This is a genomic window from Streptomyces inusitatus, assembly GCF_014651115.1.
GTDB lineage: Bacteria > Actinomycetota > Actinomycetes > Streptomycetales > Streptomycetaceae > Streptomyces > Streptomyces amakusaensis.
Genome location: NZ_BMWG01000014.1, coordinates 159,713 through 185,867, shown reverse-complemented (window position 1 = coordinate 185,867; position 26,155 = coordinate 159,713). Strand labels below are relative to the sequence as shown.

Here is a 26,155-nt window from a genome sequence, read left to right as displayed (position 1 = left end):
TCTCAAGGAACGGACGCTTCCTTCAGGCCCTTTTCACCAGGCCCTCCGGGCTTTCCCTTCGGTCTTGCGTTTCCAACTCTACCAGATCCTTTTCCCATTCCGTTTCCGGTTTGGATTTTCAGATCCAGCGGCCAGTTGGAACGGCCTTTTGCCTTTCGGCGTGTTCACTACTTTAGCTGATTCCCTCTGCGACTCATAATCGAGTCTTCCAAATGGATTCCGGCATGCCGAAACCACACCCGTTTGGGGTTCATCTTCAGTAATGGGTGGCCACTTGGGGTTGCTGAACAGCAGGGCCCGTCTCAAGCGGCTCGGGCTACGTTAGGCGGCTCGCATGATCGAGTCAAGTTGCCCGGCGGCGCGGCGTGTGGGCCCGGTAGGGGCTGACCGTCGGGTCGCCGTCGATCCAGTAGCGCCAGGGCTGATGGGCCCCGTCCCCGCCCACCCCTGTGCGGGGTCCGCTGCACACCTGGTCAGGGTGGAGGGCGCTGCCCTCCATAAGAGAGAGGGGAGCCAGGGCGTCCGCGCAGAGGTCGGCGCCGTTCAGAGCGCGGTCGACATCGAGGGCGGTGGCCAGGCGGGCGGGCCCTTTGGCCAGTTCTCTGTCATTCCGGGCCGAGAGTCGACGTTTGCGGGCCAGGTCCGCGCCCACCAGGATCTCGCCGGCCCGCAGCAGGACTCCGCTCGCCCGGCCCTCCGGCCCGCACACGACGTTCAGGCAGTGCCACATCCCGTAGGTGAAGTAGACATAGGCGTGTCCGGGCGGACCGAACATCACCGCGTTCCGGGCGGTCTTGCCCCGGTACGCATGGGATCCGGGGTCCAGGTCGCCCGCGTACGCCTCCACCTCGGTGATGCGCAGTTCGATGGGGCCCTCGTCAGTACGGCGTATGAGGGTGTGGCCCAGGAGTTCCGGAGCGATCTCCAGTACAGGGCGGTCGAAGAAGGCCCGGGGCAACGGCGTACGGTCGGAGTCCTCGATCATGGCGCCCGAGGCTACCGGGGAACCGGGGGCCTCCGTGGAGCGTATGTACGGAGCAGGACAGAGAAGGAGTGGACATGGCGTTCAAGAAGCTGCTCGCAAGCCTCGGTGCCGGTGGCGCATCGGTGGATACGGTGCTCTCCGAGGAGAACGTCGTTCCGGGCGGTGTCGTCCAGGGCGAGGTGCGCATCGAGGGCGGAAAGGTCGACCAGCGGATCGAGTCGATCACTGTTGGACTGCGGGCCAAGGTCGAGGCCGAGGTCGACGACCAGGAGGTCACGGAGACCGTCACCTTCCTGAAGCAGCAGGTCGGCAGTGGCGCCTTCGAGGTGAAGGCCGGAGCGGTGCATGTGGTGCCGTTCGGGCTGGAGATCCCCTGGGAGACCCCGGTCAACAGCATCGGCGGGCAGTCGCTGCGCGGGGTGAACATCGGGCTGTACACCAATCTGGAGATCGCCCGCGCGGTGGACCCGGGCGACCTGGACCCGATCAATGTGCACCCGCTGCCGGCCCAGCAGGCGATCCTGGACGCCTTCGACCAGCTCGGTTTCCGCTTCAAGAGCGCGGACCTGGAGCGCGGCCGCATCCGGGGCACCCGTCAGGACCTGCCCTTCTACCAGGAGATCGAGTTCTACCCGCCGGAGCAGTACCGCGGGCTGAAGCAGGTCGAGCTGACCTTCATCTCCGACCAGCGCGAGATGGACGTCGTCCTGGAGATGGACAAGAAGCCGGGCCTGTTCGGTGAGGGCAGCGACTCCTACAAGTCCTTCACGGTCGGCCACCACGACTACCGGTCGACCGACTGGGCCGCCTACCTCAACCAGTGGCTCGCCGATGTCGGCGGCCGACGCAACTGGTTCTAGTCGACGGATCTAGTGTCGGGTCCGGCAGAAGACTGAAGAGGAACAGCAGCGAACCGGAGGTTCAGAACGTGGCCGAGTTGAAGAGAGCGCCGCTGCCACACGATTTCCATCCCGAGGTGCCCTCGTTCTCCGTGGTGAGCGAGGACCTCGCGCCGGGAGCGGTGCTGAGCGACGCTCAGGTCCACTCGGCGGGCAATCTCTCTCCGCAGCTGCGGTGGGAGGGGTACCCGGCCGGGACCAAGAGCTTCGCGGTGACCTGCTTCGATCCGGACGCGCCCACCGGCAGCGGGTTCTGGCACTGGGTGCTCTTCGACATCCCGCTCTCGGTGACGGAGCTGCCCGCCGGCGCGGGCAGCGGCTCGTTCGAGGGGCTGCCCAAGGGGGTGGTCCAGGTCCGCAACGACTACGGGACGAAGGACTTCGGCGGAGCCGCGCCGCCCGCCGGGGAGAACCATCGCTATGTGTTCACCGTGTACGCGGTGGACAGCGAGAAGCTGGGGCCGGACGCGGATGTCTCGCCCGCCGTGGTGGGCTTCAATCTGCGGTTCCACACCCTCGGACGCGCTCAGTTGATCGGTGAGTACGAGGGTCCGGCGGAGAGCTGAACCCGCCGGGCGCCGTTCGCCCTTTGTTTGCCCTGCTCTGGTCTTGGAGAGATCAGAGCAGGGCAGTTTTTTTGTCGCCGGTCCTTCACGGGGTCCGGGCGGCACGGATATTGCGTTGTCCATCCCGGCTCGCCCGGCCAGAGTTGATCCAAGCCCGCCAGGGGGCGGGCCGGCGAACGGAGGCGGTCGGGATGCGGGACACCCTGGTACTGAATGCGAGCTTCGAGCCGTTGTCGACGGTGACGCTCCATCGAGCGGTGGTTCTGGTGCTCCAGGACAAGGCCGTGGTCGAGCAGGCCCACCCCGGGCTCCGGATGCGCGCGGCGGCGGTCGAACTCCCCGTGCCCCGGGTGATCAGGCTCTGCCGATATGTCCGGGTGCCGTTCCGAAGACAGGCACCGTGGTCGAGACGGGGTGTCCTGGTCCGGGACCAACACCGGTGCGCGTACTGCGGCAGGCGCGCGACGACGGTGGACCATGTGGTGCCGCGCTCGCGCGGGGGTGCGGACAGCTGGCTCAATACGGTTGCCTCCTGCGCGGAGGACAATCACCGCAAAGCGGACCGTACGCCGGAGCAGGCGGGGATGCCGCTGCTGCACGATCCGTTCATACCCTCGCCGGCCGACGCGATGCTCCTCGGGATGCGGTCCGGTGAGCGGGCCGAGCTGCCCGCCTGGCTGGCCTCGCGGTCGGCGGCCTAGGGAGTAGTCGTCTTCGGAGGGGAGCCCGTTTCCGCAGGTCGACGGAGGCGGGCTCCGGTGCGTCAGCCGAAGCGGCGGATCAGCAGCTGGACGATCGCGATCGTGCCGACGGCGACGATGAGCGCGCGCAGCGCGGTCGGCGGGAGCTTGCGGCCGTAGGCGGCGCCGAGCTGGCCGCCGATGGCGGAGCCGATCGCGATCAGCAGGACGGCGGTCCAGTCGATCTCGGCGACGAAGAGGAAGAAGATCGCGGCGATGCTGTTGACGACGGCCGCGAGGACATTCTTGACGGCGTTGATGCGTTGCAGGCTGTCGTTGATCAGCATGCCCATGAGGGCGACGTAGAGGACTCCCTGAGCGGCGGTGAAGTAGCCGCCGTAGACGCTGGCGAGGAGGAGTCCCACCATCAGGAGCACTCCGCCGTCGGGGTGCTCGGGCTCGCCCTTGAGTTCGCGGCGGCGCTGGACCGCGCGGGCGATCCGGGGCTGGAGGATCACCAGTACGAGGGCGAGCGCGACGAGGATGGGAACGATCGTCTCGAACGCGGTCGAGGGGAGCGTCAGCAGCAGTGCGGCCCCGGTGATGCCGCCGATCGCGGCGACGATGCTGAGCCGGATGACCCTGCGGCGCTGGCCGGCGAGTTCGGCGCGGTAGCCGATCGCCGCGCTGATCGCTCCGGAGACCAGGCCGAGGGCGTTGGAGACGGTGGCGGTGACCGGGGCCACTCCGGTGGCGAGGAGCACCGGGAAGGTGATCAGGGTTCCGGAGCCGACGACCGCGTTGATGGCACCGGCGCTGATGCCCGCGACGAAGACGGCGAGCATCTCCCAGATGGTCACAGTGTGCCCCTCCATGATCGGTGCCGAGTGCACCGATCATGCCGGAAGTGGGTCGGGGTCAGTCGAGCGGGGGCTCTTCGCGGCGCTCGCGCTCGGTTCCGGTGTTGAAGCCGGACATCCCGCTGCCGAGGTTGCCGAAGGCTCCGGAGAGGCCCTTGAGGGCGTCGCCGATCTCGCTGGGCACGATCCAGAGCTTGTTGGCGTCGCCTTCGGCGATCTTGGGAAGCATCTGGAGGTACTGGTAGGAGAGCAGCTTCTGGTCGGGGTCTCCGGCGTGGATGGACTCGAAGACGGTACGGATGGCCTGGGCCTCGCCCTCGGCGCGGAGCGCGGCCGCCTTGGCCTCGCCCTCGGCGCGGAGGATGGCGGACTGCTTCTCGCCCTCGGCGGTGAGGATCTGCGACTGGCGGATGCCTTCGGCGGTGAGGATCGCGGCGCGCTTGTCCCGGTCGGCGCGCATCTGCTTCTCCATCGAGTCCTGGATGGAGGTCGGCGGCTCGATCGCCTTGAGCTCGACGCGGTTGACGCGGATGCCCCACTTGCCGGTGGCCTCGTCGAGGACTCCGCGCAGGGCCGCGTTGATCTCCTCGCGGGAGGTCAGGGTCCGCTCCAGGTCCATGCCGCCGATGATGTTGCGGAGGGTGGTGACGGTGAGCTGCTCGATCGCCTGGATGTAGCTGGCGACTTCGTAGGTGGCGGCCCGGGCGTCGGTCACCTGGTAGTAGATGACGGTGTCGATGTTGACGACCAGGTTGTCCTGGGTGATCACCGGCTGGGGCGGGAAGGGGACGACCTGCTCACGCAGGTCGATGCGGTTGCGGATGGAGTCGATGAACGGGACGACGATGTTGAGTCCCGCGTTCAGGGTGCGGGTGTAGCGCCCGAAGCGTTCGACGATGGCGGCGCTGGCCTGCGGGATGACCTGGATCGTCTTGATCAGGGCGATGAAGACCAGCACCACCAGAATGATCAGGACGATGATGATCGGTTGCATCGGTTTCCCTGTGCCCTTCGCTGCCGGATGTCTCTGATGGCGGGATGAATCTGATGATCGAGTTTCCCAGACCGCGGGCTTGTATGCGGCCCGTTCGGCAGTTTGGCTCGGATGAGGACGGTCGGCTCGGCGGCGGGCCGGTCACATGACGATCGCGGTGGCGCCGTCGATCTCCACGACGTCGACCTGTCGGCCCGCCTCGAAGATTATGTCGGCGTCGAGCGCGCGGGCGGACCAGATCTCCCCGGCGAGCTTGATGCGGCCGCCCGTTCCGTCGACGCGTTCCACCACGACGGCCTGACGGCCTTTCAGGGCATCCACTCCGCTGGTGAATTGGGGACGCCCGGCCCGCTGGCGTCCCGCTATCGACCGGACGACCACGATCAGAGCGACGGAGACGGCGGCGAAGACGAGGACCTGGGCGACCACTCCCCCGCCCAGGGCGGCGACGACGGCACCGGCGACCGCCCCCGCCGACAGCATGCCGAACTCGGGCATCGCGGTGAGGACCAGCGGAATGGCCAGTCCGACCGCGGCGATCAGCCACCACACCCATGCGTCGATTTCCACATGGTCATGGTAGGTCCGCCGGTCGGGTCAGGACAGGGGGTGTGGACAGTCGGCGGTGGGAGGAAGCCCCGTCCCGGTCATTCCTGACGTTTTTCAGCCAAGCGGGAGGCCTCGGGCGGTCCAGCGGTCGCCGACGCGCTCGACCACCAGCGGGAGGCCGAAGCAGAGGGAGAGGTTGCGGGAGGTCAGTTCCATCTCCACGGGTCCCGCGGCCAGCACCTTGCCCTGACGGATCATCAGAACGTGGGTGAAGCCCGGCGCGATCTCCTCGACATGGTGAGTGACCATGATCATGGAGGGGGCGTACGGGTCCCGGGCCAGCCGGCCGAGCCGGCGCACCAGGTCCTCGCGGCCGCCGAGGTCGAGTCCCGCGGCGGGCTCGTCCAGCAGCAGCAGCTCCGGGTCGGTCATCATCGCGCGGGCGATCAGGGTGCGCTTGCGCTCGCCCTCGGAGAGGGTGCCGAACCTGCGGTCCAGGTAGTCGGTCATGCCGAGCCGGTCGAGGAAGGCGCGGGCGCGCTCCTCGTCCACCGGGTCGTAGTTCTCGTGCCAGGTGGCGGTCATGCCGTACGCGGCGGTCAGCACCGTCTGGAGCACGGTCTGGCGCTTGGGGAGCTTCTCCGCCATGGCGATGCCGGCCATGCCGATGCGGGGGCGGAGCTCGAAGACGTCGACGCCGCCGAGGCGCTCGTCGAGGATCTTGACCGTGCCCGTGCTCGGGTAGAGATAGCTGGAGGCGAGGTTGAGGAGGGTCGTCTTGCCGGCGCCGTTGGGGCCGAGGATGATCCAGCGCTCCCCTTCCTTGACCGACCAGGAGACGTCGTCCACCAGAGCGCGTCCGTCGCGGACCACGGATACGTCCACCAGCTCCAGTACTTCGCTCATGAGCGCGTTGTCTCCCCATGCAATCGTCTTGAGGTGTGTGGAGGCCTTGTGTGCCTGTGGGCACAGCCTTCAGGGAAAACCTACGCCACCGGTCGGGTGACCCCGTCCACCGGTCCGTTCCTTGGAGTTGATCCTTAGGCTGGGGACATGATTTCGGAACCACGATCAGGACGGCTGGCCGCATGGGGGAACGCCCTGCTGGCCGGAGTCGCATCACCCGACGACGCCGCGAGCGCGATCGTCGGGGACGACTCGGTGCACCGTGTGGAGGGGCTGCCCGGTGAGGCGGGGCCGGTCGGGCTCACGCTGGCGCTGGGGCGGCTGCGGAGGCTCGGGGTGACCGGCTGGCGGGTGGCGCTGCCCGTGCCCGGTCATCCGCTGGGGCTCAGCGGGCCCGCGGAGTTCAACGCGCGGGCGCTGGAGGCGGCGGAGGCCGTCGTCGGGCACGGGGCGGCGTACGGGCTGGTGCCGGAGGTCCGCGAGGCGGGCGGCGGGCCCGGAGCGGAGGACGTCCATGTGGAGGTCGTCTGGCACTGTCTGCCGGTGCGCGAGGCCCCGCCGGCCGATGTGCCCTCGCTCGGGGAGGCGGAGCGGGAGCTGGCGGAGGCGCTGCGGGAGGCGACCCTGGTGCTGTCGCGGCTGGATGTCGCGGCTTCGGGTCCGGTCGCGGAGGCGGCGGTGGACGCGTACCGGGCGCGGGCCGAGCGGGGCCGGGAGGCACTGGCTCCGGGGTATCCGCCGCGTGCGGTGCGGGTGCTGGAGCTGGCTCAGCGGGTGGGGCTGCTGGTGTCGGCGGCGCGGGAGAGCGGGCACGGCGGCGCGGTGAGCGCGTCGGAGATCGCGGCGCGCGGGGAGGCGCTGCGGCCGGTGGAGAGGGTGGCGCGGCGGGCGCAGGTGGCGGCGTACAACGCGTATGTGGAGGAGCGGGAGCGGGAGGCCTGAGCCTCCGCGCGGGCGGTGGGGTGGGACCCCGGCGAGACGGGTGCGGTCGGCTCGCCGGGGGAAGGCGTGTCAGGCGTTGATGCCGAGGTTGCCGAACGCGGGGTTGACGAGGCCGATCACATTGACCGTGTTGCCCACCGCGTTCACCGGGACGTGGACCGGGACCTGGATCAGGTTGCCCGAGGCGACGCCCGGGGAGGCGACGGCCTCGCCGAAGGCGTGGGATCCCGTGCTGGCGGAGGCCATGCCGGCGCCGGCGGCGACGAGAGTGCCGGTGATCATGGTGAGGGCGGCGGCCTTCTTCAGGTTCTTCACTTCTTCAATCCTCCTGGACATTCGCCGCGGCTAGTCGCCGCGGCACGCCATGGAGAACGCCTGCGCGGCGATCAGGGTGCGCCGGGCGGGTGACATACACCCGACAGTATGAATCTCGGACCGGACGGGAACTCGGGTGAAGCCGTTCGCCGGACCCGCCGGTCACCCCGCCAGACCGTGACGTACCGCCCAGAGCGCCGCCTGGGTGCGGTCGGCGAGGTCGAGCTTCATCAGGATGTTCGAGACATGCGTCTTGACGGTCTTCTCGGAGAGGACGAGGGCGCGGGCGATCTCGCGGTTGGAGCGGCCGTCCGCGATCAGGCCGAGGACCTCGCGCTCCCGCTCGGTGAGGGTCCCGCCGCGGCCCGAGCCCGCGCCGGTGTCCTCCTGGGTGAGCAGGGCTCCGGCGACCTCCGGCTGGAGGAGGACATGGCCCGCGTGGACCGAGCGGATGGCCCCGGCGAGCGCCTCGGGGTCGATGTCCTTGTAGACGTAGCCGGAGGCTCCGGCGCGCAGGGCGGGGACCACGGTGCGCTGTTCGGTGAAGCTGGTGACGATCAGCACCTTCGCCGGGTTGGCGAGGTCGCGCAGCTTGCGGAGTGCCTCGATGCCGTCGGTGCCGGGCATCTTCACGTCCATCAGGACGACGTCGGGCTTCAGCTCCTCGGCGCGGGCGACCCCCTCGGCGCCGTCGCCCGCCTCTCCGACGACCTCTATGTCTCCCTGGACCTCCAGGAAGGTGCGCAGCCCCCGGCGGACCACCTGGTGGTCGTCGACGAGCAGCACCCTGATCACCTTGTCATCCACCGGGGACCTCCATCTCGATCGTGGTGCCCTTGCCGGGCGCGGAATGCACGGTGAGGCTTCCGCCCACGCCGCCGGCCCGGTCCCGCATGGAGACCAGTCCCAGGTGGCGGCCGGCCCGGCGGACCGTGCGGGGTTCGAACCCGGAGCCGTTGTCGGTGACGCTGAGGACGGCGCCGTGGCCCCGGCGGGCGAGGACGACGTCGACGCGGTCGGCCCCGGAGTGCCGCAGGGCGTTGTGCAGGGCCTCCTGGGCGACTCGGAGGACGGCCTCCTCCTGGGCGGCGGGCAGCGCCTTGGTGCCGCAGGTGTCGAAGGTGACCTTGGCCGAGTGGGCCCGGTCGAGGACCTGGATGTGGGTGCGGAGGGTGTTGATCAGGCCGTCCTCGTCGAGGGCGGCGGGGCGCAGCTCCACGACGGCGGCGCGCAGCTCGTCGGCGGCTTCGGCGGCGAGGGCGGCGACCTGCTGGAGCTCGCCCTTGGCGCGGTCGGGGTCGCGGTCGACCAGGGCGGCGGCGGCCTGGGCGGTGAGCCGGAGCGAGAAGAGCTTCTGGCTGACGGCGTCGTGGAGTTCGTGGGCGAGGCGCGAGCGCTCCTCGGCGATGGTGAGCTCGCGGCTGCGTTCGTACAGCCGGGCGTTGGTGAGGGCGATCGCGGCGTGCTGGGCGAGGATGGAGAGGAGTTCCTCGTCCTCCTGGGTGAAGGCGCAGCCGCTCTCGGGGCGGGAGCAGCGCTTGTTGGCGAGGAAGAGGGCGCCGATGGTCTCGTCGCCGTCCTTGATCGGCAGTCCGAGGAAGTCGGACATGTCGGGGTGGGCTTCCGGCCAGCCCTCGAAGCGCGGGTCCTCGCGGACGTCGGCGAGCCGCTCGGTCCTGGCGTCGCGGAGCATGGCGGCGAGGATGCCGTGCTGGCGGGGCAGGGGGCCGATGGCCTTCCACTGGGCCTCGCTGACGCCGGAGACGACGAACTGGGCGAAGCCGCCGTGGTCGTCCGGGACGCCGAGGGCCGCGTACTCCGCGTCGAGCAGCTCGCGGGCGGAGGCGACGATCGTCTTGAGTACGTCGCGCACCTCCAGGTGTCTGCTCATCGCGAGGAGTGCGGAGCTCACGGCGGCGAGGCCGGAGCTGGGTGGGTGGCTCATGACCTCACCGTACCGGCGGGGTGTGACAGTCCGTATCGGGCCGGGGACGGCATGGCCCAGGACTGAGGTCCTAGGTCCAAGTGATGTGCCGGGTGGGGTCCCGGGGACGAGGTGGTGGGGCGGGTTCCGTTTCTACCGTGGGGTTCGTCGGCGCGGAGGGAGCGGCGCAGCGGGATCCGCACGGAGCGCGCCGGCCGTACAGAGGGGAATGGACGGCATGCCGGTAGCGGTGATCACGGGTGGTTCCAAGGGGCTGGGGCGCGCGCTCGCGGCCGCGCTCGCGGGGCGGGGCTGGGACCTGGTGGTGAGCGCCAGGACCGCCGAGGTGCTGGAGCGGAGTGCGGAGGGGCTGCGCGGGCACGGGACGCGGGTGGTGGCGGTGGCGGGCGATGTCACGGACGCGGGGCACCGGGCGGCGCTGGTCGCGGCGGCGGAGGGGCTGGGCGGGCTGGATCTGCTGGTGAGCAATGCGAGCGTGCTGGGGGCGGAGCCGCTGGTGCGGCTGGACTCGCAGCCGCTGGCGGGGCTGCGGGCGGCGCTGGAGACCAATGTGGTGGCCGCGCTGGGTCTGGTGCAGGAGGCGCTGCCGCTGCTGCGGGGGTCGGGGGCCGGGACGGTGATCGTGATCAGCTCGGAGGCGGCGGCGGAGGCGTACGAGACCTGGGGAGGCTATGGGGCCTCGAAGGCGGCGCTGGACCAGCTGGCGGCGGTGCTGGCGGTGGAGGAGCCGGGGCTGCGGGTGTGGGCGGTGGATCCGGGGGACATGGACACGGATCTGTACGAGGCGGCGGTGCCGGCCGACGGTGAGGTGCGCCCGACGCCGGAGTCTGTGGTTCCGGGTTTTCTGCGGCTGCTGGACCGGCGGCCGGTGAGCGGGCGGTACGCGGCTCCCGCGCTGCTCGACCGGGTGTGACCGCGGTGCGGGTGTGACGGCGGTGCGGGAGGGGTGCGGGAGGGGTTTTCTCTGCCTCTGGAATGAGTCCGAGTAGGCCCTTCTCGTACTTCCGGATGACAACCTTGACACATTGCATTGCTCAAGCAACGCATTGTGATATCAGTGGGGGCCCGATGTGAGCCCGCACATAGGACGCACATCACTTACGAACCTCTTTAGTGGAGAGATAAAGGCCGTGTGAGCGGGTGTGGAGTAATCGGAAGGGCATTTCGGCGAGAGCGTGATCCACTATCGGGGATAGTACGTCACACCTTTGCCAGACCATTTTGCTGCCGCTAAGAATTGCCCAGTCGCCGCCGCTCGGAGCGCAGCGCCGCCTCCACGGCCTGAAGCGACTTCCCGATTCGAAGAGGTACGTCTGTATGTCTGCTTCCCGCATTCGCAGTACCCGTATGACCAAGGCCCGCAAGGTCTCGATCGCCGGTATCGCCGCCGCAGGTGCCGCAGCCGTGACCCTGACCCTCGTTCCCGTGAACGGCTCCGCCGACACCAAGGCCGTCGCCGAGCCCTCCCCGGTGGCGCTCCAGGCCCAGGCCGCCGGCAAGCCCGCCTCGCTGAACCTCGACAGCCAGAAGTCGGCCATCGAGATACAGGTCGCCGACGCGGTGAAGGCCGCTTCCAAGGCGAAGGCCGACGCGAAGGCCAAGGCCGACGCGAAGGCGAAGCTCGACGCCGCCGCCAAGAAGGCCGCCGCCGAGAAGGCCGCCGAGAAGCGCGCCACCGAGGAGACCGTGGCCACCCGTACCGTGGCCGCCCGTACCGCCGTCTACCCGAACAACCTGGACGGCTGGATCCGCGAGGCGCTCTCCATCATGAAGAAGCACGGCATCCCGGGCACGTACGACGGGCTGCACCGCAACATCATGCGCGAGTCCAGCGGCAACCCGCTCGCCATCAACAACTGGGACATCAACGCCATCAACGGCGTGCCGTCGAAGGGCCTGCTCCAGGTCATCCAGCCGACGTTCAACGCCTACCACGTCCCGGGCACCCCGTTCGACCTGTACCACCCGGTCGCCAACATCACGGCCGCGGCCAACTACGCCGCCGACCGTTACGGCTCGATCGACAACGTCTTCGGCGCTTACTGAGCCCGCTGAAGGACGCTGACACACAGACGCGCAAGGGCGGCACCCCCTCGATCAGGGGATGCCGCCCTTCGTCATGTGCGCGCTACGGCTATTTACGCATGACCTCGGGCTCGTGGCGGCGCAGCAGCCGGGCGACGACGACGCCGCAGATGACGCCCATCGCGAGCAGCACGGTCACATTGAGGCCCCACTGCCCCGCCGAGTGCTCCCAGAGCGGGTCCAGGTCGCCGGGGTTCTTCGGGTCCCACGGGGGCATCAGCACGCCGAGGTCCAGGGTGGTCCCCACGCCGGCGATGGCCCAGCGGGAGGGCATCAGCCAGGCGAACTGCTCCAGACCGAGCGATCCGTACACCTTGAAGAGGATGCCGGTGAAGACGACCTGGACGATCGCGAACATCACCAGGAGCGGCATGGTCTTCTCGGCGGTGCGCACCAGCGAGGAGATCACCAGGCCGAACATCATCGAGGTGAAGCCGAGGGCGATGACCACCAGGCACAGTTCGACGGCGGGGGGCATGATCAGGCCCTCGGCGGGGAGGGCGCGGGGCGCGAAGCCGATGCCGCAGAGGATGACGCCCTGGAAGGCGGTGATCAGTCCGAGGACGATCACCTTCGACATCAGATACGCCGAGCGGGAGAGACCGGTGGCCCGCTCCCGTTCGTAGATCACCCGTTCCTTGATCAGTTCTCGTACGGAGTTGGCGGCCCCGGAGAAGCACATGCCGACCGTGAGGATCAGCATGATCGTGCCGGCGTCGCCGTTGAAGCGGGACTTGCCGTCGTCGGGCGCGGCGAGGCCGAAGTCGGCCGGGATGACCACGCTGACCAGGCCCAGCACGGCGGGCAGGATCACCATCAGGCCCAGGAAGCCCTTGTCGGAGGCGATGACCGAGACATAGCGGCGCATCAGGGTCCACAGCTGGGCACCCCAGCTCTGCGGCTTCGGCGGGCGTATCCGCTGCGGGGGCACGGCCACCGGCTGCGGCGCGACGGCGTCGATGTCGGCCGCGTACATCTGGTAGTGCTGTGAGCCGCGCCAGCGGCCGGACCAGTCGTAGTCGCGGTAGTTCTCGAAGGCGGAGAAGACATCGGCCCAGGTGGTGTAGCCGAAGAAATTGAGTGCCTCCTCCGGGGGACCGAAGTAGGCGACCGCGCCGCCGGGGGCCATGACCAGCAGTTTGTCGCAGAGCTGGAGCTCGGCCACGGAGTGGGTGACCACCAGGACGGTACGGCCGTCGTCGGCCAGCCCGCGCAGCAGCTGCATCACATCGCGGTCCATGCCCGGGTCGAGGCCGGAGGTCGGCTCGTCCAGGAAGATCAGCGAGGGCTTGGTGAGCAGCTCCAGGGCGACCGAGACGCGCTTGCGCTGGCCGCCGGAGAGCGAGGTGACCTTCTTGTCCTTGTGGATGTCGAGCTTCAGCTCGCGAAGGACCTCCTCGATCCGGGCCTCGCGCTCGGTCTCGGCGGTGTCGCCGGGAAAGCGGAGTTTGGCCGCGTACCGCAGCGCCTTCCGGACGGTGAGCTCCTTGTGCAGGATGTCGTCCTGCGGGACCAGGCCGATGCGCTGGCGCAGCTCGGCGAACTGCTTGTAGAGGCTGCGGTTGTCGTAGAGGACGTCGCCCTGGTTGGCGGGCCGGTAGCCGGTGAGCGCCTTGAGGAGGGTGGACTTGCCGGATCCGGAGGGGCCTATGACGCCGATGAGGGATTTCTCGGGCACGCCGAAGGAGACGTCGCGCAGGATCTGCTTCCCGCCGTCGACGGTGACCGTGAGGTGGCGGGCGGAGAAGGAGATCTCTCCGGTGTCGACGAATTCCTCAAGGCGGTCGCCGACGATGCGGAAGGCGGAGTGGCCGACGCCGACGATGTCGTCGGCCCCGATGACGACGGTGCCCGACTTGGCGATCGGCTGGCCGTTGACATAGGTGCCGTTGTGGGAGCCCAGATCGCTGATCTGGAAACGGCCGTCGGGGGTCGCGGTGAACTCGGCGTGGTGCCGGGAGACCTGGAGGTCGGAGACGACCAGCTCGTTCTCCAGGGCGCGGCCTATCCGCATGACCCGGCCCAGTGAGAGCTGGTGGAAGGTGGTGGGGCCGCGGTCTCCGGGGGCGGGTGCGGGCGCTTCCTGCCGGGGCGTCCGCTGCTGCCGCTGGTCCGGCACCGCCGCATGCCGGGGGCCGGGGCGCTGCTGGGGGGCGGCGTCCGTGCCGGGGGCCTGCGGGGCCTGCTGGTATCCCTGGTAGGGGGCTGTGGCCTGTGGGGACCGCGCGTGGGCGGCGTGCGCCGGGGCCTGGGTGGGCTGCGCGTGGGCGGCGTGCGGGACCTGCTGGTACTGGTACTGCGGCTGCGGCTGCGGGGCCTGCTGCGGGAAGGCGTGCTGTCCCGGTACGGCGTCGTGGTGACCCTGCGGGGCGGCTCCGCCGGGCAGGTTCAGCCGCGGGCCGTCGACGGCGTTGCCCAGCCGGACGGTCACGCCGGGTCCGATGTCCGCCCGGTGGATCCGCCGCCCCCCGACATAGGTGCCGTTGGTGCTGCCGTGGTCCTCGATGGCCCAACTCTGCCCGCCCCAGCTGACGGTGGCGTGCCGCCAGGAGACCCGGGCGTCGTCCAGCACCATGTCACCCTGCGGATCGCGCCCCAGGGTGTACGAACCGGACGGATCGAGCGTCCATGTCGTTCCGTTCAATTCCAGTACGAGTTCCCGCACTCCATGCCCCACTACTTGTTCCCCCGGAATACCCCCGTCACCGGGAGTCTAGGGATGGTGAACATCGGGAGGAACTATTTCAGGCTCGGTTACGTACCTGCTACTCGGCCCGGACGAGCCTGTGGTGTGACACAGGGTGTCCGCCCGGCTCCAGCGGTGCGCTCCCCTTGCTTCCGCCGCTGGTCACGCGCCCCGACGCGGTTCCGGGATGTCCGCCCATCGGGACGGTGCGTCTCGCCGTGACATTCGCCGGTTACGGTGGGGGAACCATGAGCGCTTCACAGAACTCCGACGTACGCACCCTTCTCGTGAAGATCTTCGGGAAGGACCGTCCAGGGCTCACCGCCGGGCTCTTCGACACCCTGGCCGCCTACTCCGTCGATGTCGTCGACATCGAGCAGGTCGTCTCCCGGGGCCGGCTGGTCCTGTGCGCCCTGGTCACCGCGCCCACCGCGGCCGGCGCGGACGAGGGCGAGCTGAGGGCCACCGTGCACAGCTGGGCCGAGGCCCTGGGGCTCCAGGCCGAGATCATCTCGGGGGTCGGCGACAACCGGCCGCGCGGCAGTGGCCGCTCCCATGTCACCGTGCTCGGCCACCCGCTCACCGCGGAGGCCACGGCGGCCATAACGGCGAGGATCACCTCCGTCGGCGGCAATATCGACCGTATCTTCCGGCTCGCCAAGTATCCCGTGACCGCTGTCGAGTTCGCGGTCTCCGGCGCGGAGACGGAGGTGCTGCGCACGGCGCTGGCCACCCAGTCCTCCGAGATCGGCGTCGATGTGGCCGTCGTGTCGGCGGGGCTGCACCGCCGCGCCCAGCGGCTGGTGGTGATGGATGTGGACTCCACCCTCATCCAGGACGAGGTCATCGAGCTGTTCGCCGCGCACGCCGGGTGCGAGGAGGAGGTCGCCGGGGTCACGGCCGCCGCGATGCGCGGGGAGCTGGACTTCGAGCAGTCGCTGCACGCCCGGGTGGCGCTGCTCGCGGGGCTGGACGCCTCGGTGGTGGAGAAGGTCCGCGCCGAAGTGCGGCTGACCCCCGGGGCCCGGACCCTGATCCGGACCCTCAAGCGGCTCGGATTCCAGGTGGGAGTCGTCTCCGGCGGCTTCACCCAGGTCACCGACGACCTCAAGGAACGGCTGGGGCTCGACTTCGCCTCGGCGAACACGCTGGAGATAGTCGACGGGAAGCTCACCGGCCGGGTGACCGGCGAGATCGTCGACCGCGCGGGCAAGGCGCGGCTGCTGCGCCGGTTCGCGTCGGAGGCAGGCGTTCCGCTCGCCCAGACGGTGGCGATCGGCGACGGGGCCAACGATCTGGACATGCTCAACGCGGCGGGACTCGGGGTCGCGTTCAACGCGAAGCCCCTGGTCCGGGAGGCGGCGCACACGGCGGTGAATGTGCCGTTCCTGGACACCGTGCTCTATCTGCTGGGCATCACCCGTGAAGAGGTCGAGGCCGCGGACGGCGAGGGCGCCGAGCACTGAGCGCGGGTGAGAAGAGCCCACGAGTGGACGGGGAGGGCCCCGGCGCACAGGACGTGCGCCGGGGCCCTTCCTCGCCCGCTCGTACGGGATCACCCGCGCGGATCACCCGGGTGCGTCACCCGGGTGCGTCACTCGTGCGGCGTCCAGTAGTCGGAGAGGCGGCCCACGCCGTGCTCCAGGCCCTTCCACGAGCCGCTGAACTGGACGACGGCGAATGCCGAGGTCGGAAAGCCGCTGCGGTTCATCCGGGGCAGCAGATCTCCCTCGGACTCTCCGGCGAGGGCGTCGGCGAGCGCGTGCATTCCGGGGTTGTGGCCGATGACCAGCAGATCGCTCACCTCGTCCGGGGTCTCGTTCAGCAGTGCGATGATCTCGCCGAGGGAGGCTTCGTACAGCCGGTCCTCATAGACCGTTCTCGGACGCGTCGGCAGTTCGTGCACGGCGAGCTTCCAGGTCTCGCGGGTGCGGGTGGCCGTTGAACACAGGGCCAGATCGAAGACGATGCCGGTCTCGGCGAGCCTGCGGCCCGCGACGGGTGCGTCGTGTCGCCCCCGGTCGGCGAGCGGGCGGTCGTGGTCGGACTCGTCCGACCAGTCGGCCTTGGCGTGTCGGAGAAGCACGATCCTGCGGGATTCGGAAGATCCGGGGGCTTTCCCCCCGGAGGGTGTGACGACGCTCATGCACCCCAGCTTCGCATGAAATGCGCCAGCGGGCGCGGGGTGTTGACGGGCTCCGTCCGCGAGGTGAACGCACCGGCGGACGACAGGCGGACGACCGGAGAGACAGCGGCCGACGGCGGTGCGCCGGTACGGCTCAGCGGAGCAGCAGCAGCGTCAGATACTCCAGGAAGACGCCGATGGCGGGCTCGGCACCGGCCTCACGCGCCTGCGCCGGGTCGGATATGAGGACCAGAAGAGCGGCGAAGGCGAGCACGGGAAGGGTCAGCGCCCACCAGGGGAGCCGGATCCCCGCTCCCGCTCGGCCCTCGGCACGGGCAGGGGTGGGCGGGTGGACCGCCATGGTCGCCTCCGTCAGCTGTGATCTCGGGTCCGCGTTCGATGCGTGTCAAACGCTACGGATCACAGCGGCGGGGGCCCATCCGGTGAGCCACCCACTTCTCCCTGAACCTGACCCCCTAGGGGATGGTGGTGCTGGCACCACCATCGGCCGCCCGGGGCCTCGCTCAGCGGGTCAGGGGGAGGCGATGGAGGCGATCACGCCCATCACCACGAAGATTCCGATCATCGTGCCGAACACGAGGAGGAGCTTCTTCTGGCCGTTCTGCGGATTCGGGTCAAGGACTGGCATGCGCTCAGTCTCGCATCCCGGTCTCGTCCTCGATCGTCCGGTCCCTTCCCGCCAGGACACCGAAGACGATCTGCGGCACGAGCAGTCCCGCCATGAGTGTGATCGGCAGTTCCCAGCCGCCGCTGTGCTGATAGAGGGCTCCCACCAGCAGCGGGCCGGGGATGGAGATCAGATAGCCGGTGGACTGGGCGAACGCGGAGAGCCGCACCACTCCGGCGGGGGTCCGGGAGCGCAGGCCGATCATGGTGAGGGCGAGCGGGAAGGCGCAGTTGGAGATGCCCAGCAGCAGCGCCCAGGCCCAGGCTCCGGCGGCGGGCGCGGTGAGCAGGCCCGCGTACCCGGTCAGTCCGCACGCTCCCAGGACGACGACGATCGGGCCCTGGCTGCTCAGCCGGGTGGCGAGCCGGGGGATGACGAAGGCGAGGGGGACGCCCATCACCATCGTCGTCGCGAGCAGCACACCGGCGGTCCCGGCCGGGACTCCCGCGTCGCGGAAGATCTGCGGCATCCAGCCCATGGTGATGTACGCGCCGGTGGCCTGGAGGCCGAAGAAGCAGGCGAGCGCCCAGGCGGTGGGACTGCGGGTGATCCTCGGGGCGCGCCGGTCCGCACCCCCGCCGGCCGCCGGGGCGGGGGCGGAGGCGGGGGCGGGGAGCGCGCCGCCGCGCCGGTCGCGGACGAGTGCCAGCCAGGGCAGTACGGCGACGGCGGCGAGGAGCGCCCAGAAGCCGAGGCCGACGCGCCAGCCGCCGCCGAGCGCCTGGGTGAGGGGCACGGTGACGGCGGCGGCGGCCGAGGTGCCGACGGCCAGGGCCATGGAGTAGAGCCCGGTCATCGAGCCGACGCGGTCGGGGAAGTACCGCTTGACGATCACCGGCATCAGGACATTGCTGACGGCGATGCCCATCAGGGCGAGCGCGCTGGCGGCGAGGAATCCGGCGGTGCCGCCCGCGAAGGGCCGGATCAGCAGTCCGGCCGTGATGGCGATCATGCCCGCGAGGACGACCGCCCCGGGGCCGAAGCGCCGGGCCAGCCGGGGCGCGGCGAGTCCGAAGAGGGCGAAGCACAGAGCCGGTACGGAGGTGAGCAGTCCGGCGACCGTGCCGCTCATCCCGAGTCCGGTGCGGACCTCCTCCAGAAGCGCGCCGAGGCTGGTGATGGCGGGCCGGAGGTTGAACGCGGCGAGGACGATCCCGATCATCACCAGCCGGGTGAACCAGACCGTACGACCGCCCCCGTCGGCGGCGGGCCCGGGGGCCGGGGCCACCCGGGCGGGGGCCCTGGCGGCGGTCTGCTCGATCCGCGTGTCGGGGTTGGCCTCAGAAGACATGGGACCAATCATAGGATGATTGGCTGTCCCGTCACGCACCATTATTCTTTCGCCGGGACGCCGGGACCCCGGGCGGCAGCGGCGACGGCGACCGATCGACCGACCGACCGACCGAGCACCAAGGAGCACGATGACCCTGACCTCTCCCCGGCGCTCTGGGCTCACCGACCAGGTGATCGCCCAGCTGCGGAACCAGATCACCTCCGGCGAGTGGCCGGTCGGCTCCCGTATCCCCACCGAACCGGAACTGGTCGAGCGGCTGGGGGTGGCCCGTAACACCGTGCGTGAGGCGGTCCGCGCCCTGGCCCACAACGGGCTGCTGGACATCCGGCAGGGCTCCGGCACCTATGTTCTGGCGACCAGCGAACTGGCGGGGGTGATGCACCGGCGGTTCGCCGACGCGAGCCCCCGGCACATCGCCGAGGTGCGCTCCACCCTGGAATCCTCGGCCGCGCGGCTGGCGGCCGAGCGCCGCACGGAACGCGATCTGCGCCAGCTGGACACCCTGCTCGCCCGCCGCGAGGAGGCCTGGGCCACGGGCGAGACGGAACGCTTTGTCGCCGCCGACGCCACCTTCCACCTCGCGGTGATGGCCGCCGCGCACAATGAGGTACTCGGCGAGCTGTACGCGGACCTGGGCGATCTGCTGCGCGACTGGCTCCGCGACGATGTGGGGCCCGCCCCGCGCCCGGAGCGCCCCATGGACCACGGCCGGCTGGTCGAGGCGATCCGCGCGGGCGACGGGGAGGCAGCGGCGGCGGAGGCCGCCGGCTACCCCTTCATCTGTCTGGGAGCCGGGGAACCGGCCGAGCAGGACCGGGACCGGGACCGGGATCAGGACCGGGATCAGGACCGGGATCAGGACCGGGACCGGGACCGGGACCGGGATCAGGAGGACGGCAGGGGCTGATGGGTGACCCAGACCGCGCGGATCTCCTTCCAGCAGCGGTCGGTGAGCGTCACATACCCCGCCGGATAGACCTCGGCGGGCGCGCTGTCCACATCGATGTCCCACCAGCGCTCGCACTCGATGTGCAGCCGCACCCGGTCCGTACCCGGGTACGGATTGTGGCAGTGGGCGGTGACACGGGAGCCGTCGATCTCGGTACGGCAGTCCGCCTCGTACCGTCGCGGCTCCGGGCCCGGTTCCAGGGACACCGCCTCGGGGGTCGCCCACAGCAGAAGCGTCACCGCGGCCAGTACGGGGGCTGAACGCCGGGTCCACCGGATCATTCGCATGAGCAGTACCTCCTCGGCCGTACCGAGGCGCGATCGCGCCTCGGCTGCACCACAAGGGGGGGTTGCCCCTCCACCCTGGCCCCGGCGGCGGCCGGCCGCGCGCCCGAAGGGCCGAACGGGCGACGCCCCGCCCCCCGCGCACTGCGGAGGACGGGGCGTCGGCGCCGTACGGAACGAATCCGGTCCGGGCGAAGGCGTCGCTCAGGCGCCCATCATGTGAACGCCGCCGTCCACGTGGACGATCTCGCCCGTCGTACGCGGGAAGAAGTCGGAGAGCAGACCGACCACGCCACGGCCCGCGGGCTCCGGGTCGGCCAGGTCCCAGCCGATGGGCGCGCGGTGGTTCCACACGTCCGCCAGGTCCTCGAAGCCGGGGATGGACTTGGCGGCCATGGACTTGAGCGGGCCCGCCGAGATCAGGTTGCAGCGGATGCCCCGGGGGCCCAGGTCACGCGCGAGGTAGCGGTTGGTCGACTCCAGGGCGGCCTTGGCGACGCCCATCCAGTCGTACTTCGGCCAGGCGACCTGCGCGTCGAAGGTGAGACCGACGACCGAGCCGCCGCGCTCCATCAGGGGCAGGCAGGCCATGGTGAGCGACTTGTAGGAGTACGCGGAGACCTGCACGGCGGTCGAGACGTCGTCCCACTCGCCCTCCAGGAAGTTGAACGCGCCCTGCGGCCCGAAGGCGATGGAGTGCACGATGCCGTCGAGACCGCTGTCGTCGCCGGCGTGCTCACGGATGCGGTCCGCGAGTCCGTCCAGGTGCTCCTGGTTGGTGACGTCCAGCTCGATGACCGGCGGGGTCTTGGGCAGCCGCTTGGCGATGCGCTCCACCAGGCTCAGCCTGCCGAAACCGGTCAGGATGACCTCCGCGCCCTCCTGCTGCGCCACCTTGGCGGCGTGGAAGGCGATGGACGACTCCGTGAGGACGCCTGTGACGAGAATGCGCTTGCCGGCGAGGATTCCACTCATGGTGATCAGTGACCCATGCCCAATCCGCCGTCAACGGGGATGACGGCTCCAGTGATGTACGAGGCGTCGTCGGAGGCGAGAAAGCGCACCGTGGCGGCGATCTCCTCCGGCTGCGCGTAACGCCCGAGCGGGACCTGCGAGACGATGCCCGCACGCTGGTCCTCGGTGAGCGCCTTGGTCATGTCGGTGTCGACGAAGCCGGGGGCGACGACGTTGAACGTGATGTTCCGCGAGCCGAGTTCACGGGCGAGGGAACGGGCGAAGCCGACCAGGCCGGCCTTGGAGGCGGCGTAGTTGGCCTGTCCGGCGGAGCCGAGCAGCCCCACGACGGAGGAGATCAGGACGACCCGGCCCTTCTTCGCCCGGAGCATCGCGCGATTGGCGCGCTTGACGACGCGGAAGGTGCCGGTGAGGTTGGTGTCAAGCACCGAGACGAAGTCCTCCTCGGACATCCGCATCAGCAACTGGTCCTTGGTGACGCCGGCGTTGGCGACGAGCACCTCCACGGGACCGTGCTTCTCCTCGATCTCCTTGTAGGCCCGCTCCACCTGCTCACCGTCGGTGATGTCGCAACGGACGGCCAGGAAGCCCTCGGGGGGCTCGCCCGAGCGGTATGTGATCGCGACCTTGTCACCGGCGTCGGCGAACGCGCGGGCGATGGCGAGGCCGATGCCCCGGTTTCCTCCGGTGACGAGAACCGAGCGGCTCAACGGATCACCCTTTCGATAGCAGTCGTGGTACCCCCGAAACTATCGGTACCGCCCCGCCCGCGGGGAATCGGTCGTGACAGCGCCTCACTCGACTCCCTGTCGGGTCTCTACAGAAAGCCCGCACGGTATGCCGCCTTCCGCCCCGACCGCCCTGTCCGGCTCGCTGCCGATCCCCTCTTCCCTCCCCCTCCCGTTCCCCTCCGCTCCCCCTCCTCGGCGTCCGCCGTCACCGACAGTGCGCGACCGGGTGCCTTCGGGGTGCGGCGGCGCATGATTCACTGCCGGTTCAGGAGTCGCGTTGGCCTTGGCCGAGAAGGGGAGGGCACCTGTGCCCCATGACATCGATCAGACATTTCTCGCGCTGCCCTTGCGCGCCCTGGCCGACGCGGCGCTCGCGCGGGCCCGTGCCCTGGGGGCCGAGCACGCCGACTTCCGGTTCGAGCGGGTGCGCAGCGCGTCCTGGCGGCTGCGGGACGCCAAACCGGCCGCCTCCTCGGACACCACGGATCTGGGGTACGCGGTCAGGGTGGTGCACGGCGGGGCCTGGGGGTTCGCCTCCGGGGTGGACATGACCATGGACGCGGCGGCGAAGGTGGCGAGCCGCGCGGTGTCCATGGCGAAGCTGTCGGCGAAGGTGATCGCGGCGGCCGGCTCCGACGAGCGGGTGGAGCTGGCGGACGAGCCGGTGCACTCGGAGAAGACCTGGGTCTCCTCGTACCGGATCAATCCGTTCGAGGTGCCCGACGAGGAGAAGACGGCGCTGCTCGCCCAGTGGAGCGGGCAGCTGCTCGGGGCGGGCGGGGTCGCCCATGTGGACGCCTCGCTGCTGACCGTTCAGGAGAACAAGTTCTACGCGGACACCGCGGGCACCGTCACCACGCAGCAGCGGGTGCGCCTCCACCCCCAGCTCACGGCGGTGGCCGTGGACGAGACGACCGGCGAGTTCGACTCGATGCGCACGATCGCGCCTCCGGCGGGCCGGGGCTGGGAGTATCTGACCGGCACCGGCTGGGACTGGGACTCGGAGCTGGAGCGGATCCCGGAGCTGCTCGCGGAGAAGATGCGCGCCCCGAGCGTGGAAGCCGGGCGGTACGACCTGGTCGTGGATCCGTCGAATCTCTGGCTCACCATCCATGAGTCGGTCGGCCACGCCACCGAGCTGGACCGGGCGCTGGGGTACGAGGCGGCGTACGCGGGGACCTCCTTCGCCACCTTCGACAAGCTGGGGAAGCTGGCGTACGGCTCCTCCGCCATGAATGTGACCGGCGACCGCACCGCCGAGCACGGGCTCGCCACCGTCGGGTACGACGACGAGGGCGTCGAGGCGCAGTCCTGGGACCTGGTGAAGGGCGGCACCCTGGTCGGCTATCAGCTGGACCGGCGGATCGCCCGGCTGACGGGGCTCGGGCGTTCCAACGGGTGCGCGTACGCGGACTCCCCCGGCCATGTGCCGGTGCAGCGGATGGCGAACGTCTCGCTCCAGCCGGCCCCCGGCGGGCTGTCGACCGACGATCTGATCGGCGGGGTGGAGCGCGGGATCTATGTGGTCGGCGACCGTTCGTGGTCGATCGACATGCAGCGCTACAACTTCCAGTTCACCGGGCAGCGGTTCTTCCGGATCGAGAACGGCCGACTGGCCGGGCAGCTCAGGGATGTCGCGTACCAGGCGACGACGACGGAGTTCTGGGGCTCGATGGAGCAGGTCGGCGGCCCGCAGACCTATGTCCTGGGCGGTGCCTTCAACTGCGGCAAGGCCCAGCCGGGCCAGGTCGCGGCGGTCTCCCACGGCTGCCCCTCGGCCCTGTTCCGGGGCGTGAACATCCTCAATACGACGCAGGAGGCCGGTCGATGAGCCGCACCAGCAAGCCGTACGACATCGTCGAGCGCGCCCTTGAACTCTCGACGGCCGACGGCTGCGTCGTCATCGCCGACGAGCACTCCTCCGCCAATCTCCGGTGGGCGCGGAACGCGCTGACCACGAACGGCGTCACCCGGGGCCGGACCCTCACCGTCATCGCGACGGTCGACGGCGCGGAGGGCACCGCGTCCGGGGTGGTCTCGCGCTCGGCCGTCACCGTGTCGGATCTTGAGTCGCTGGTGCGCGCCGCCGAGGCCGCCGCCCGTGCCTCGGAGCCGGCCGAGGACGCCCGGCCGCTGGTCACCGGTGTGGCGGAGAGCCCCGGCTTCCGGGATTCGCCGGCCGAGACCTCCTCCGCGGTCTTCGGGGAGTTCGCGCCCGCGCTCGGCGAGTCCTTCGCGCGGGCCCGGGCCGGGGAGCGGGAGCTGTACGGCTTCGCCAGCCACGAGACGACCTCCACCTATCTGGGCACCTCCACCGGGCTGCGGCTGCGCCACGACCAGCCGAACGGGACGCTGGAGCTGAACGCGAAGTCCCCGGACGGCGCGCGCTCGGCCTGGGCCGGGCGCGCCACCAGGGACTTCACCGATGTGGACCCGGGCGAGCTGGACGCCGAGCTGGCGCGGCGGCTGGAGTGGGCACGGCGGCGGATCGAGCTGCCCGCCGGGCGGTACGAGACGCTGCTGCCGCCCACAGCGGTGGCGGATCTGCTGATCTACCAGCTGTGGTCGTCCACGGCCCGGGACGCGGTGGAGGGCCGTACGGTCTTCTCGCGGCCGGGCGGCGGCACCCGGGTCGGGGAGACGCTGTCCCGGCTGCCGATGACTCTGCGCAGCGACCCGGCGGAGCCGGGGCTTCAGTCCGCTCCGTTCGTGATCGCGCACGCCTCCGGCGACGACGCCTCCGTCTTCGACAACGGGCTGCCGCTGTCGAGGACGGAGTGGATCCGCGAGGGCAGGCTGGAGCATCTGGTGACCACGCGGCACAGCGCGGCCCTGACCGGGCTGCCGGTCGCGCCGGGGGCCGGGAATCTGATCCTGGACGGCGGGGGCGGGCGTTCGCTGGAGGAGATGGTCGCGGCGACGGAGCGCGGGCTGCTGCTGACCTGTCTGTGGTACATCCGGGAGGTGGATCCGGCGACGCTGCTGCTCACCGGGCTGACCCGGGACGGGGTCTATCTCGTGGAGAACGGCGAGGTCACCGGCGCGGTGAACAATTTCCGGTTCAATGAGTCGCCGGTCGATCTGCTCTCCCGGGCCACCGAGGCGGGCCGTACCGAGAAGACGCTGCCCCGTGAGTGGGGCGACTGGTTCACCCGTGCCGCGATGCCCGCGCTGCGGGTCCCCGATTTCAATATGAGTTCGATCAGCCAGGGCGTATAACCTCGGAGGGGCCGAGAGGCGCTTTCCCCGATTCAGCAGAACACATCCGAGGAGACACGAGAGACGTGACGGACATCGTCGACGAGCTGCGGTGGCGCGGGCTGATCGCCCAGTCCACTGACGAGGACGCATTGCGCAAGGCGTTCGCGGACGGTCCCCTCACGTTCTATTGCGGCTTCGACCCGACCGCCCCCAGTCTCCATCTGGGCAATCTGGTGCAGATCCTCACCATGCGCCGGATCCAGCTCGCGGGGAACCGCCCGCTGGGTCTGGTCGGCGGCGCGACGGGGCTGATCGGCGACCCCAAGCCGAATTCCGAGCGCACGCTGAACGAGCCCGAGACCGTCGCGGCCTGGGTCGAGCGGCTGCGGGGCCAGATCGAGCGGTTCCTGGACTTCGAGGGCCCGTACGCGGCGACCATGGTCAACAACCTGGACTGGACGTCGGGGCTTTCGGCGATCGATTTCCTGCGTGACGTCGGAAAGTACTTCCGGGTCAACAAGATGATCGCCAAGGAGGCGGTGGCCCGGCGGCTGAACTCCGACGCGGGGATCAGCTACACCGAGTTCAGCTACCAGATCCTCCAGGGCATGGACTACCTGGAGCTGTACCGCCGGTACGGCTGTGTCCTCCAGACCGGCGGCAGCGACCAGTGGGGCAATCTGACCGGGGGCACCGATCTGATCCACCGGGCCGAGCCGGATGCCCGGGTGCACGCGCTGGCCACTCCGCTGATCACCAAGGCGGACGGCACCAAGTTCGGCAAGACGGAGAGCGGGACGGTCTGGCTGGACGCCGAGCGGACCACTCCGTACGCCTTCTACCAGTTCTGGCTGAACGCGGACGACCGTGATGTGTCGAAGTACCTGCGGATCTTCAGCTTCAAGTCCCGCGAGGAGATCGAGGAGCTGGAGCGGCTGACCGAGGAGCGTCCGCAGGCGCGGGCGGCCCAGCGGGCGCTGGCGGAGGAGCTGACGACGCTGGTGCACGGCTCCGAGGACTGCGCGGCCGCGGTGTACGCGTCCAAGGCGCTGTTCGGGCAGGGCGAGCTGGCCGAGCTGGCCGAGCCGACGCTGCGGGCGGCGCTCGAAGAGCTGCCGCACGCCAAGGTCGCCGAGCTGGCCCCGGTGGTGGATCTGCTGGTGGAGGTCGGCCTGGTGGCCAGCAAGTCGGCGGGCCGGCGGACCGTGAAGGAGGGCGGGGCCTACGTGAACAACGTCAAGGTCACGGCCGAGGACGCGGTTCCGGCGGCCGAGGAGCTGCTGCACGGGCGCTGGCTGGTGCTGCGCCGGGGCAAGAAGAACCTCGCCGCGATCGAGATCGGCTGAGCCGGGGAGCCCCCGAGCCCGATCCGGCTGATCCCTAGCCCGATCCGGTTCGGTTCGGGCTTCCCCGGACCGGGCATGGCACGGCGGCCGGGCGGGGGGGAGGCGCCCCCCCCCCCGGCGCCGCGCCGCGCGGTGTGGGTGGGGTGGGGG

General features: G+C 70.2%; 26 protein-coding genes and 1 pseudogene. 11 read left to right on the top strand and 16 right to left on the bottom strand.

The annotated features are described in order from the left end of the window. Nucleotides 1-343: 343 nt before the first annotated feature. Nucleotides 344-985 carry a DNA-3-methyladenine glycosylase gene (locus IE247_RS21500; RefSeq protein WP_190124842.1) on the bottom strand — a complete coding sequence of 214 codons (642 nt, stop codon included), beginning with the start codon at nt 983-985 and terminating at the stop codon, nt 344-346. Between the two features lie 74 nt (nt 986-1,059). Here IE247_RS21500 and IE247_RS21495 point away from each other — a divergent pair, with 74 nt between their 5' ends. The 3 genes from IE247_RS21495 to IE247_RS21485 all read left to right on the top strand — a co-directional run bounded on the left by IE247_RS21495 (nt 1,060) and on the right by IE247_RS21485 (nt 3,151). Continuing rightward, nucleotides 1,060-1,845, top strand: coding sequence for a sporulation protein (locus IE247_RS21495; RefSeq protein WP_190124841.1), 786 nt, complete (start codon nt 1,060-1,062; stop codon nt 1,843-1,845). Between the two features lie 68 nt (nt 1,846-1,913). Next, nucleotides 1,914-2,450: a YbhB/YbcL family Raf kinase inhibitor-like protein gene (locus tag IE247_RS21490; RefSeq protein ID WP_190124840.1), complete on the top strand. Its 537-nt coding sequence runs from the start codon at nt 1,914-1,916 to the stop codon at nt 2,448-2,450. Nucleotides 2,451-2,641: 191 nt separating this feature from the next. Beyond that, nucleotides 2,642-3,151 (top strand): HNH endonuclease, encoded by a 510-nt coding sequence (locus IE247_RS21485; RefSeq protein ID WP_190124839.1) that lies wholly within the window; start codon nt 2,642-2,644, stop codon nt 3,149-3,151. A gap of 62 nt (nt 3,152-3,213) precedes the next feature. Here IE247_RS21485 and IE247_RS21480 read toward each other — a convergent pair whose 3' ends face one another. The 4 genes from IE247_RS21480 to IE247_RS21465 form a co-directional block, all read right to left on the bottom strand. Further along, the gene (locus IE247_RS21480) at nt 3,214-3,990 is read right to left on the bottom strand and encodes a sulfite exporter TauE/SafE family protein (protein WP_190124838.1); all 777 of its coding nucleotides are present in this window, start codon (nt 3,988-3,990) and stop codon (nt 3,214-3,216) included. Between the two features lie 58 nt (nt 3,991-4,048). Beyond that, nucleotides 4,049-4,984, bottom strand: a complete 936-nt coding sequence (locus tag IE247_RS21475) for an SPFH domain-containing protein (protein WP_190124837.1) — start codon at nt 4,982-4,984, stop codon at nt 4,049-4,051. A 141-nt stretch (nt 4,985-5,125) separates the two neighbouring features. Next, entirely contained in the window at nt 5,126-5,554 is a 429-nt protein-coding gene (locus IE247_RS21470; protein ID WP_190124836.1) for an NfeD family protein, read from the bottom strand. 93 nt (nt 5,555-5,647) lie between these two features. Beyond that, the gene (locus tag IE247_RS21465; protein WP_190124835.1) at nt 5,648-6,439 is read right to left on the bottom strand and encodes an ABC transporter ATP-binding protein; all 792 of its coding nucleotides are present in this window, start codon (nt 6,437-6,439) and stop codon (nt 5,648-5,650) included. 147 nt (nt 6,440-6,586) lie between these two features. On the opposite strand from IE247_RS21465, the gene IE247_RS21460 reads away from it, so the two are divergent. After that, nucleotides 6,587-7,381: an Rv1486c family protein gene (locus IE247_RS21460; RefSeq protein ID WP_190124834.1), complete on the top strand. Its 795-nt coding sequence runs from the start codon at nt 6,587-6,589 to the stop codon at nt 7,379-7,381. Between the two features lie 69 nt (nt 7,382-7,450). Here the strand turns inward: IE247_RS21460 and IE247_RS21455 are convergent, their stop codons facing one another. The 3 genes from IE247_RS21455 to IE247_RS21445 form a co-directional block, all read right to left on the bottom strand. Continuing rightward, nucleotides 7,451-7,696 (bottom strand): chaplin, encoded by a 246-nt coding sequence (locus tag IE247_RS21455; RefSeq protein WP_190124833.1) that lies wholly within the window; start codon nt 7,694-7,696, stop codon nt 7,451-7,453. Between the two features lie 162 nt (nt 7,697-7,858). Continuing rightward, the gene (locus IE247_RS21450; protein WP_190124832.1) at nt 7,859-8,503 is read right to left on the bottom strand and encodes a response regulator; all 645 of its coding nucleotides are present in this window, start codon (nt 8,501-8,503) and stop codon (nt 7,859-7,861) included. Then, nucleotides 8,496-9,641, bottom strand: coding sequence for a GAF domain-containing sensor histidine kinase (locus IE247_RS21445; RefSeq protein ID WP_190124831.1), 1,146 nt, complete (start codon nt 9,639-9,641; stop codon nt 8,496-8,498). Before IE247_RS21445 ends, IE247_RS21450 begins: the two co-directional genes overlap by 8 nt. Before the next feature lie 217 nt (nt 9,642-9,858). Between IE247_RS21445 and IE247_RS21440 the strand changes: the two genes are divergently transcribed. Together IE247_RS21440 and IE247_RS21435 are read left to right on the top strand one after the other, a co-directional pair. Next, on the top strand, nt 9,859-10,554 hold the full coding sequence (locus IE247_RS21440; protein WP_190124830.1) for an SDR family NAD(P)-dependent oxidoreductase: 696 nt from the start codon (nt 9,859-9,861) through the stop codon (nt 10,552-10,554). A 404-nt stretch (nt 10,555-10,958) separates the two neighbouring features. After that, nucleotides 10,959-11,687: a transglycosylase SLT domain-containing protein gene (locus tag IE247_RS21435; protein ID WP_190124829.1), complete on the top strand. Its 729-nt coding sequence runs from the start codon at nt 10,959-10,961 to the stop codon at nt 11,685-11,687. Between the two features lie 88 nt (nt 11,688-11,775). Here IE247_RS21435 and IE247_RS21430 read toward each other — a convergent pair whose 3' ends face one another. After that, nucleotides 11,776-14,403 carry an ABC transporter ATP-binding protein/permease gene (locus tag IE247_RS21430; protein WP_190124828.1) on the bottom strand — a complete coding sequence of 876 codons (2,628 nt, stop codon included), beginning with the start codon at nt 14,401-14,403 and terminating at the stop codon, nt 11,776-11,778. Nucleotides 14,404-14,660: 257 nt separating this feature from the next. Here IE247_RS21430 and serB point away from each other — a divergent pair, with 257 nt between their 5' ends. Beyond that, complete coding sequence (serB, locus tag IE247_RS21425) at nt 14,661-15,878, top strand: phosphoserine phosphatase SerB (RefSeq protein ID WP_190124827.1); 1,218 nt, start codon at nt 14,661-14,663, stop codon at nt 15,876-15,878. 128 nt (nt 15,879-16,006) lie between these two features. Here serB and IE247_RS21420 read toward each other — a convergent pair whose 3' ends face one another. The 4 genes from IE247_RS21420 to IE247_RS21410 all read right to left on the bottom strand — a co-directional run bounded on the left by IE247_RS21420 (nt 16,007) and on the right by IE247_RS21410 (nt 18,516). Next, the gene (locus tag IE247_RS21420) at nt 16,007-16,558 is read right to left on the bottom strand and encodes a SixA phosphatase family protein (RefSeq protein WP_190124826.1); all 552 of its coding nucleotides are present in this window, start codon (nt 16,556-16,558) and stop codon (nt 16,007-16,009) included. Nucleotides 16,559-16,691: 133 nt separating this feature from the next. Continuing rightward, entirely contained in the window at nt 16,692-16,898 is a 207-nt protein-coding gene (locus tag IE247_RS21415) for a hypothetical protein (RefSeq protein WP_190124825.1), read from the bottom strand. Nucleotides 16,899-17,069: 171 nt separating this feature from the next. After that, nucleotides 17,070-17,186, bottom strand: a complete 117-nt coding sequence (locus tag IE247_RS34785; RefSeq protein ID WP_268247224.1) for an SGM_5486 family transporter-associated protein — start codon at nt 17,184-17,186, stop codon at nt 17,070-17,072. Nucleotides 17,187-17,190: 4 nt separating this feature from the next. Continuing rightward, nucleotides 17,191-18,516 carry a CynX/NimT family MFS transporter gene (locus tag IE247_RS21410; RefSeq protein WP_229869255.1) on the bottom strand — a complete coding sequence of 442 codons (1,326 nt, stop codon included), beginning with the start codon at nt 18,514-18,516 and terminating at the stop codon, nt 17,191-17,193. 130 nt (nt 18,517-18,646) lie between these two features. Between IE247_RS21410 and IE247_RS21405 the strand changes: the two are divergent. After that, a pseudogene (locus IE247_RS21405) lies at nt 18,647-19,306 on the top strand (FadR/GntR family transcriptional regulator); the annotation flags it as partial. A gap of 98 nt (nt 19,307-19,404) precedes the next feature. On the opposite strand, the gene IE247_RS21400 reads toward IE247_RS21405, so the two are convergent. The 3 genes from IE247_RS21400 to fabG all read right to left on the bottom strand — a co-directional run bounded on the left by IE247_RS21400 (nt 19,405) and on the right by fabG (nt 21,437). Further along, the gene (locus IE247_RS21400) at nt 19,405-19,746 is read right to left on the bottom strand and encodes a hypothetical protein (RefSeq protein WP_373305591.1); all 342 of its coding nucleotides are present in this window, start codon (nt 19,744-19,746) and stop codon (nt 19,405-19,407) included. Between the two features lie 210 nt (nt 19,747-19,956). Continuing rightward, the gene (gene fabI, locus IE247_RS21395) at nt 19,957-20,727 is read right to left on the bottom strand and encodes an enoyl-ACP reductase FabI (RefSeq protein ID WP_190124821.1); all 771 of its coding nucleotides are present in this window, start codon (nt 20,725-20,727) and stop codon (nt 19,957-19,959) included. A gap of 5 nt (nt 20,728-20,732) precedes the next feature. Beyond that, complete coding sequence (gene fabG, locus IE247_RS21390; RefSeq protein WP_190124820.1) at nt 20,733-21,437, bottom strand: 3-oxoacyl-[acyl-carrier-protein] reductase; 705 nt, start codon at nt 21,435-21,437, stop codon at nt 20,733-20,735. A 328-nt stretch (nt 21,438-21,765) separates the two neighbouring features. Between fabG and IE247_RS21385 the strand changes: the two genes are divergently transcribed. The 3 genes from IE247_RS21385 (at nt 21,766) to tyrS (ending at nt 26,005) form a co-directional block, all read left to right on the top strand. Next, nucleotides 21,766-23,289 (top strand): TldD/PmbA family protein, encoded by a 1,524-nt coding sequence (locus tag IE247_RS21385; protein WP_190124819.1) that lies wholly within the window; start codon nt 21,766-21,768, stop codon nt 23,287-23,289. Beyond that, entirely contained in the window at nt 23,286-24,677 is a 1,392-nt protein-coding gene (locus IE247_RS21380; protein ID WP_190124818.1) for a metallopeptidase TldD-related protein, read from the top strand. The genes IE247_RS21385 and IE247_RS21380 overlap by 4 nt, the downstream gene beginning before the upstream one ends. A 65-nt stretch (nt 24,678-24,742) precedes the next feature. Further along, entirely contained in the window at nt 24,743-26,005 is a 1,263-nt protein-coding gene (tyrS, locus tag IE247_RS21375; protein WP_190124817.1) for a tyrosine--tRNA ligase, read from the top strand. Nucleotides 26,006-26,155 lie beyond the last annotated feature (150 nt).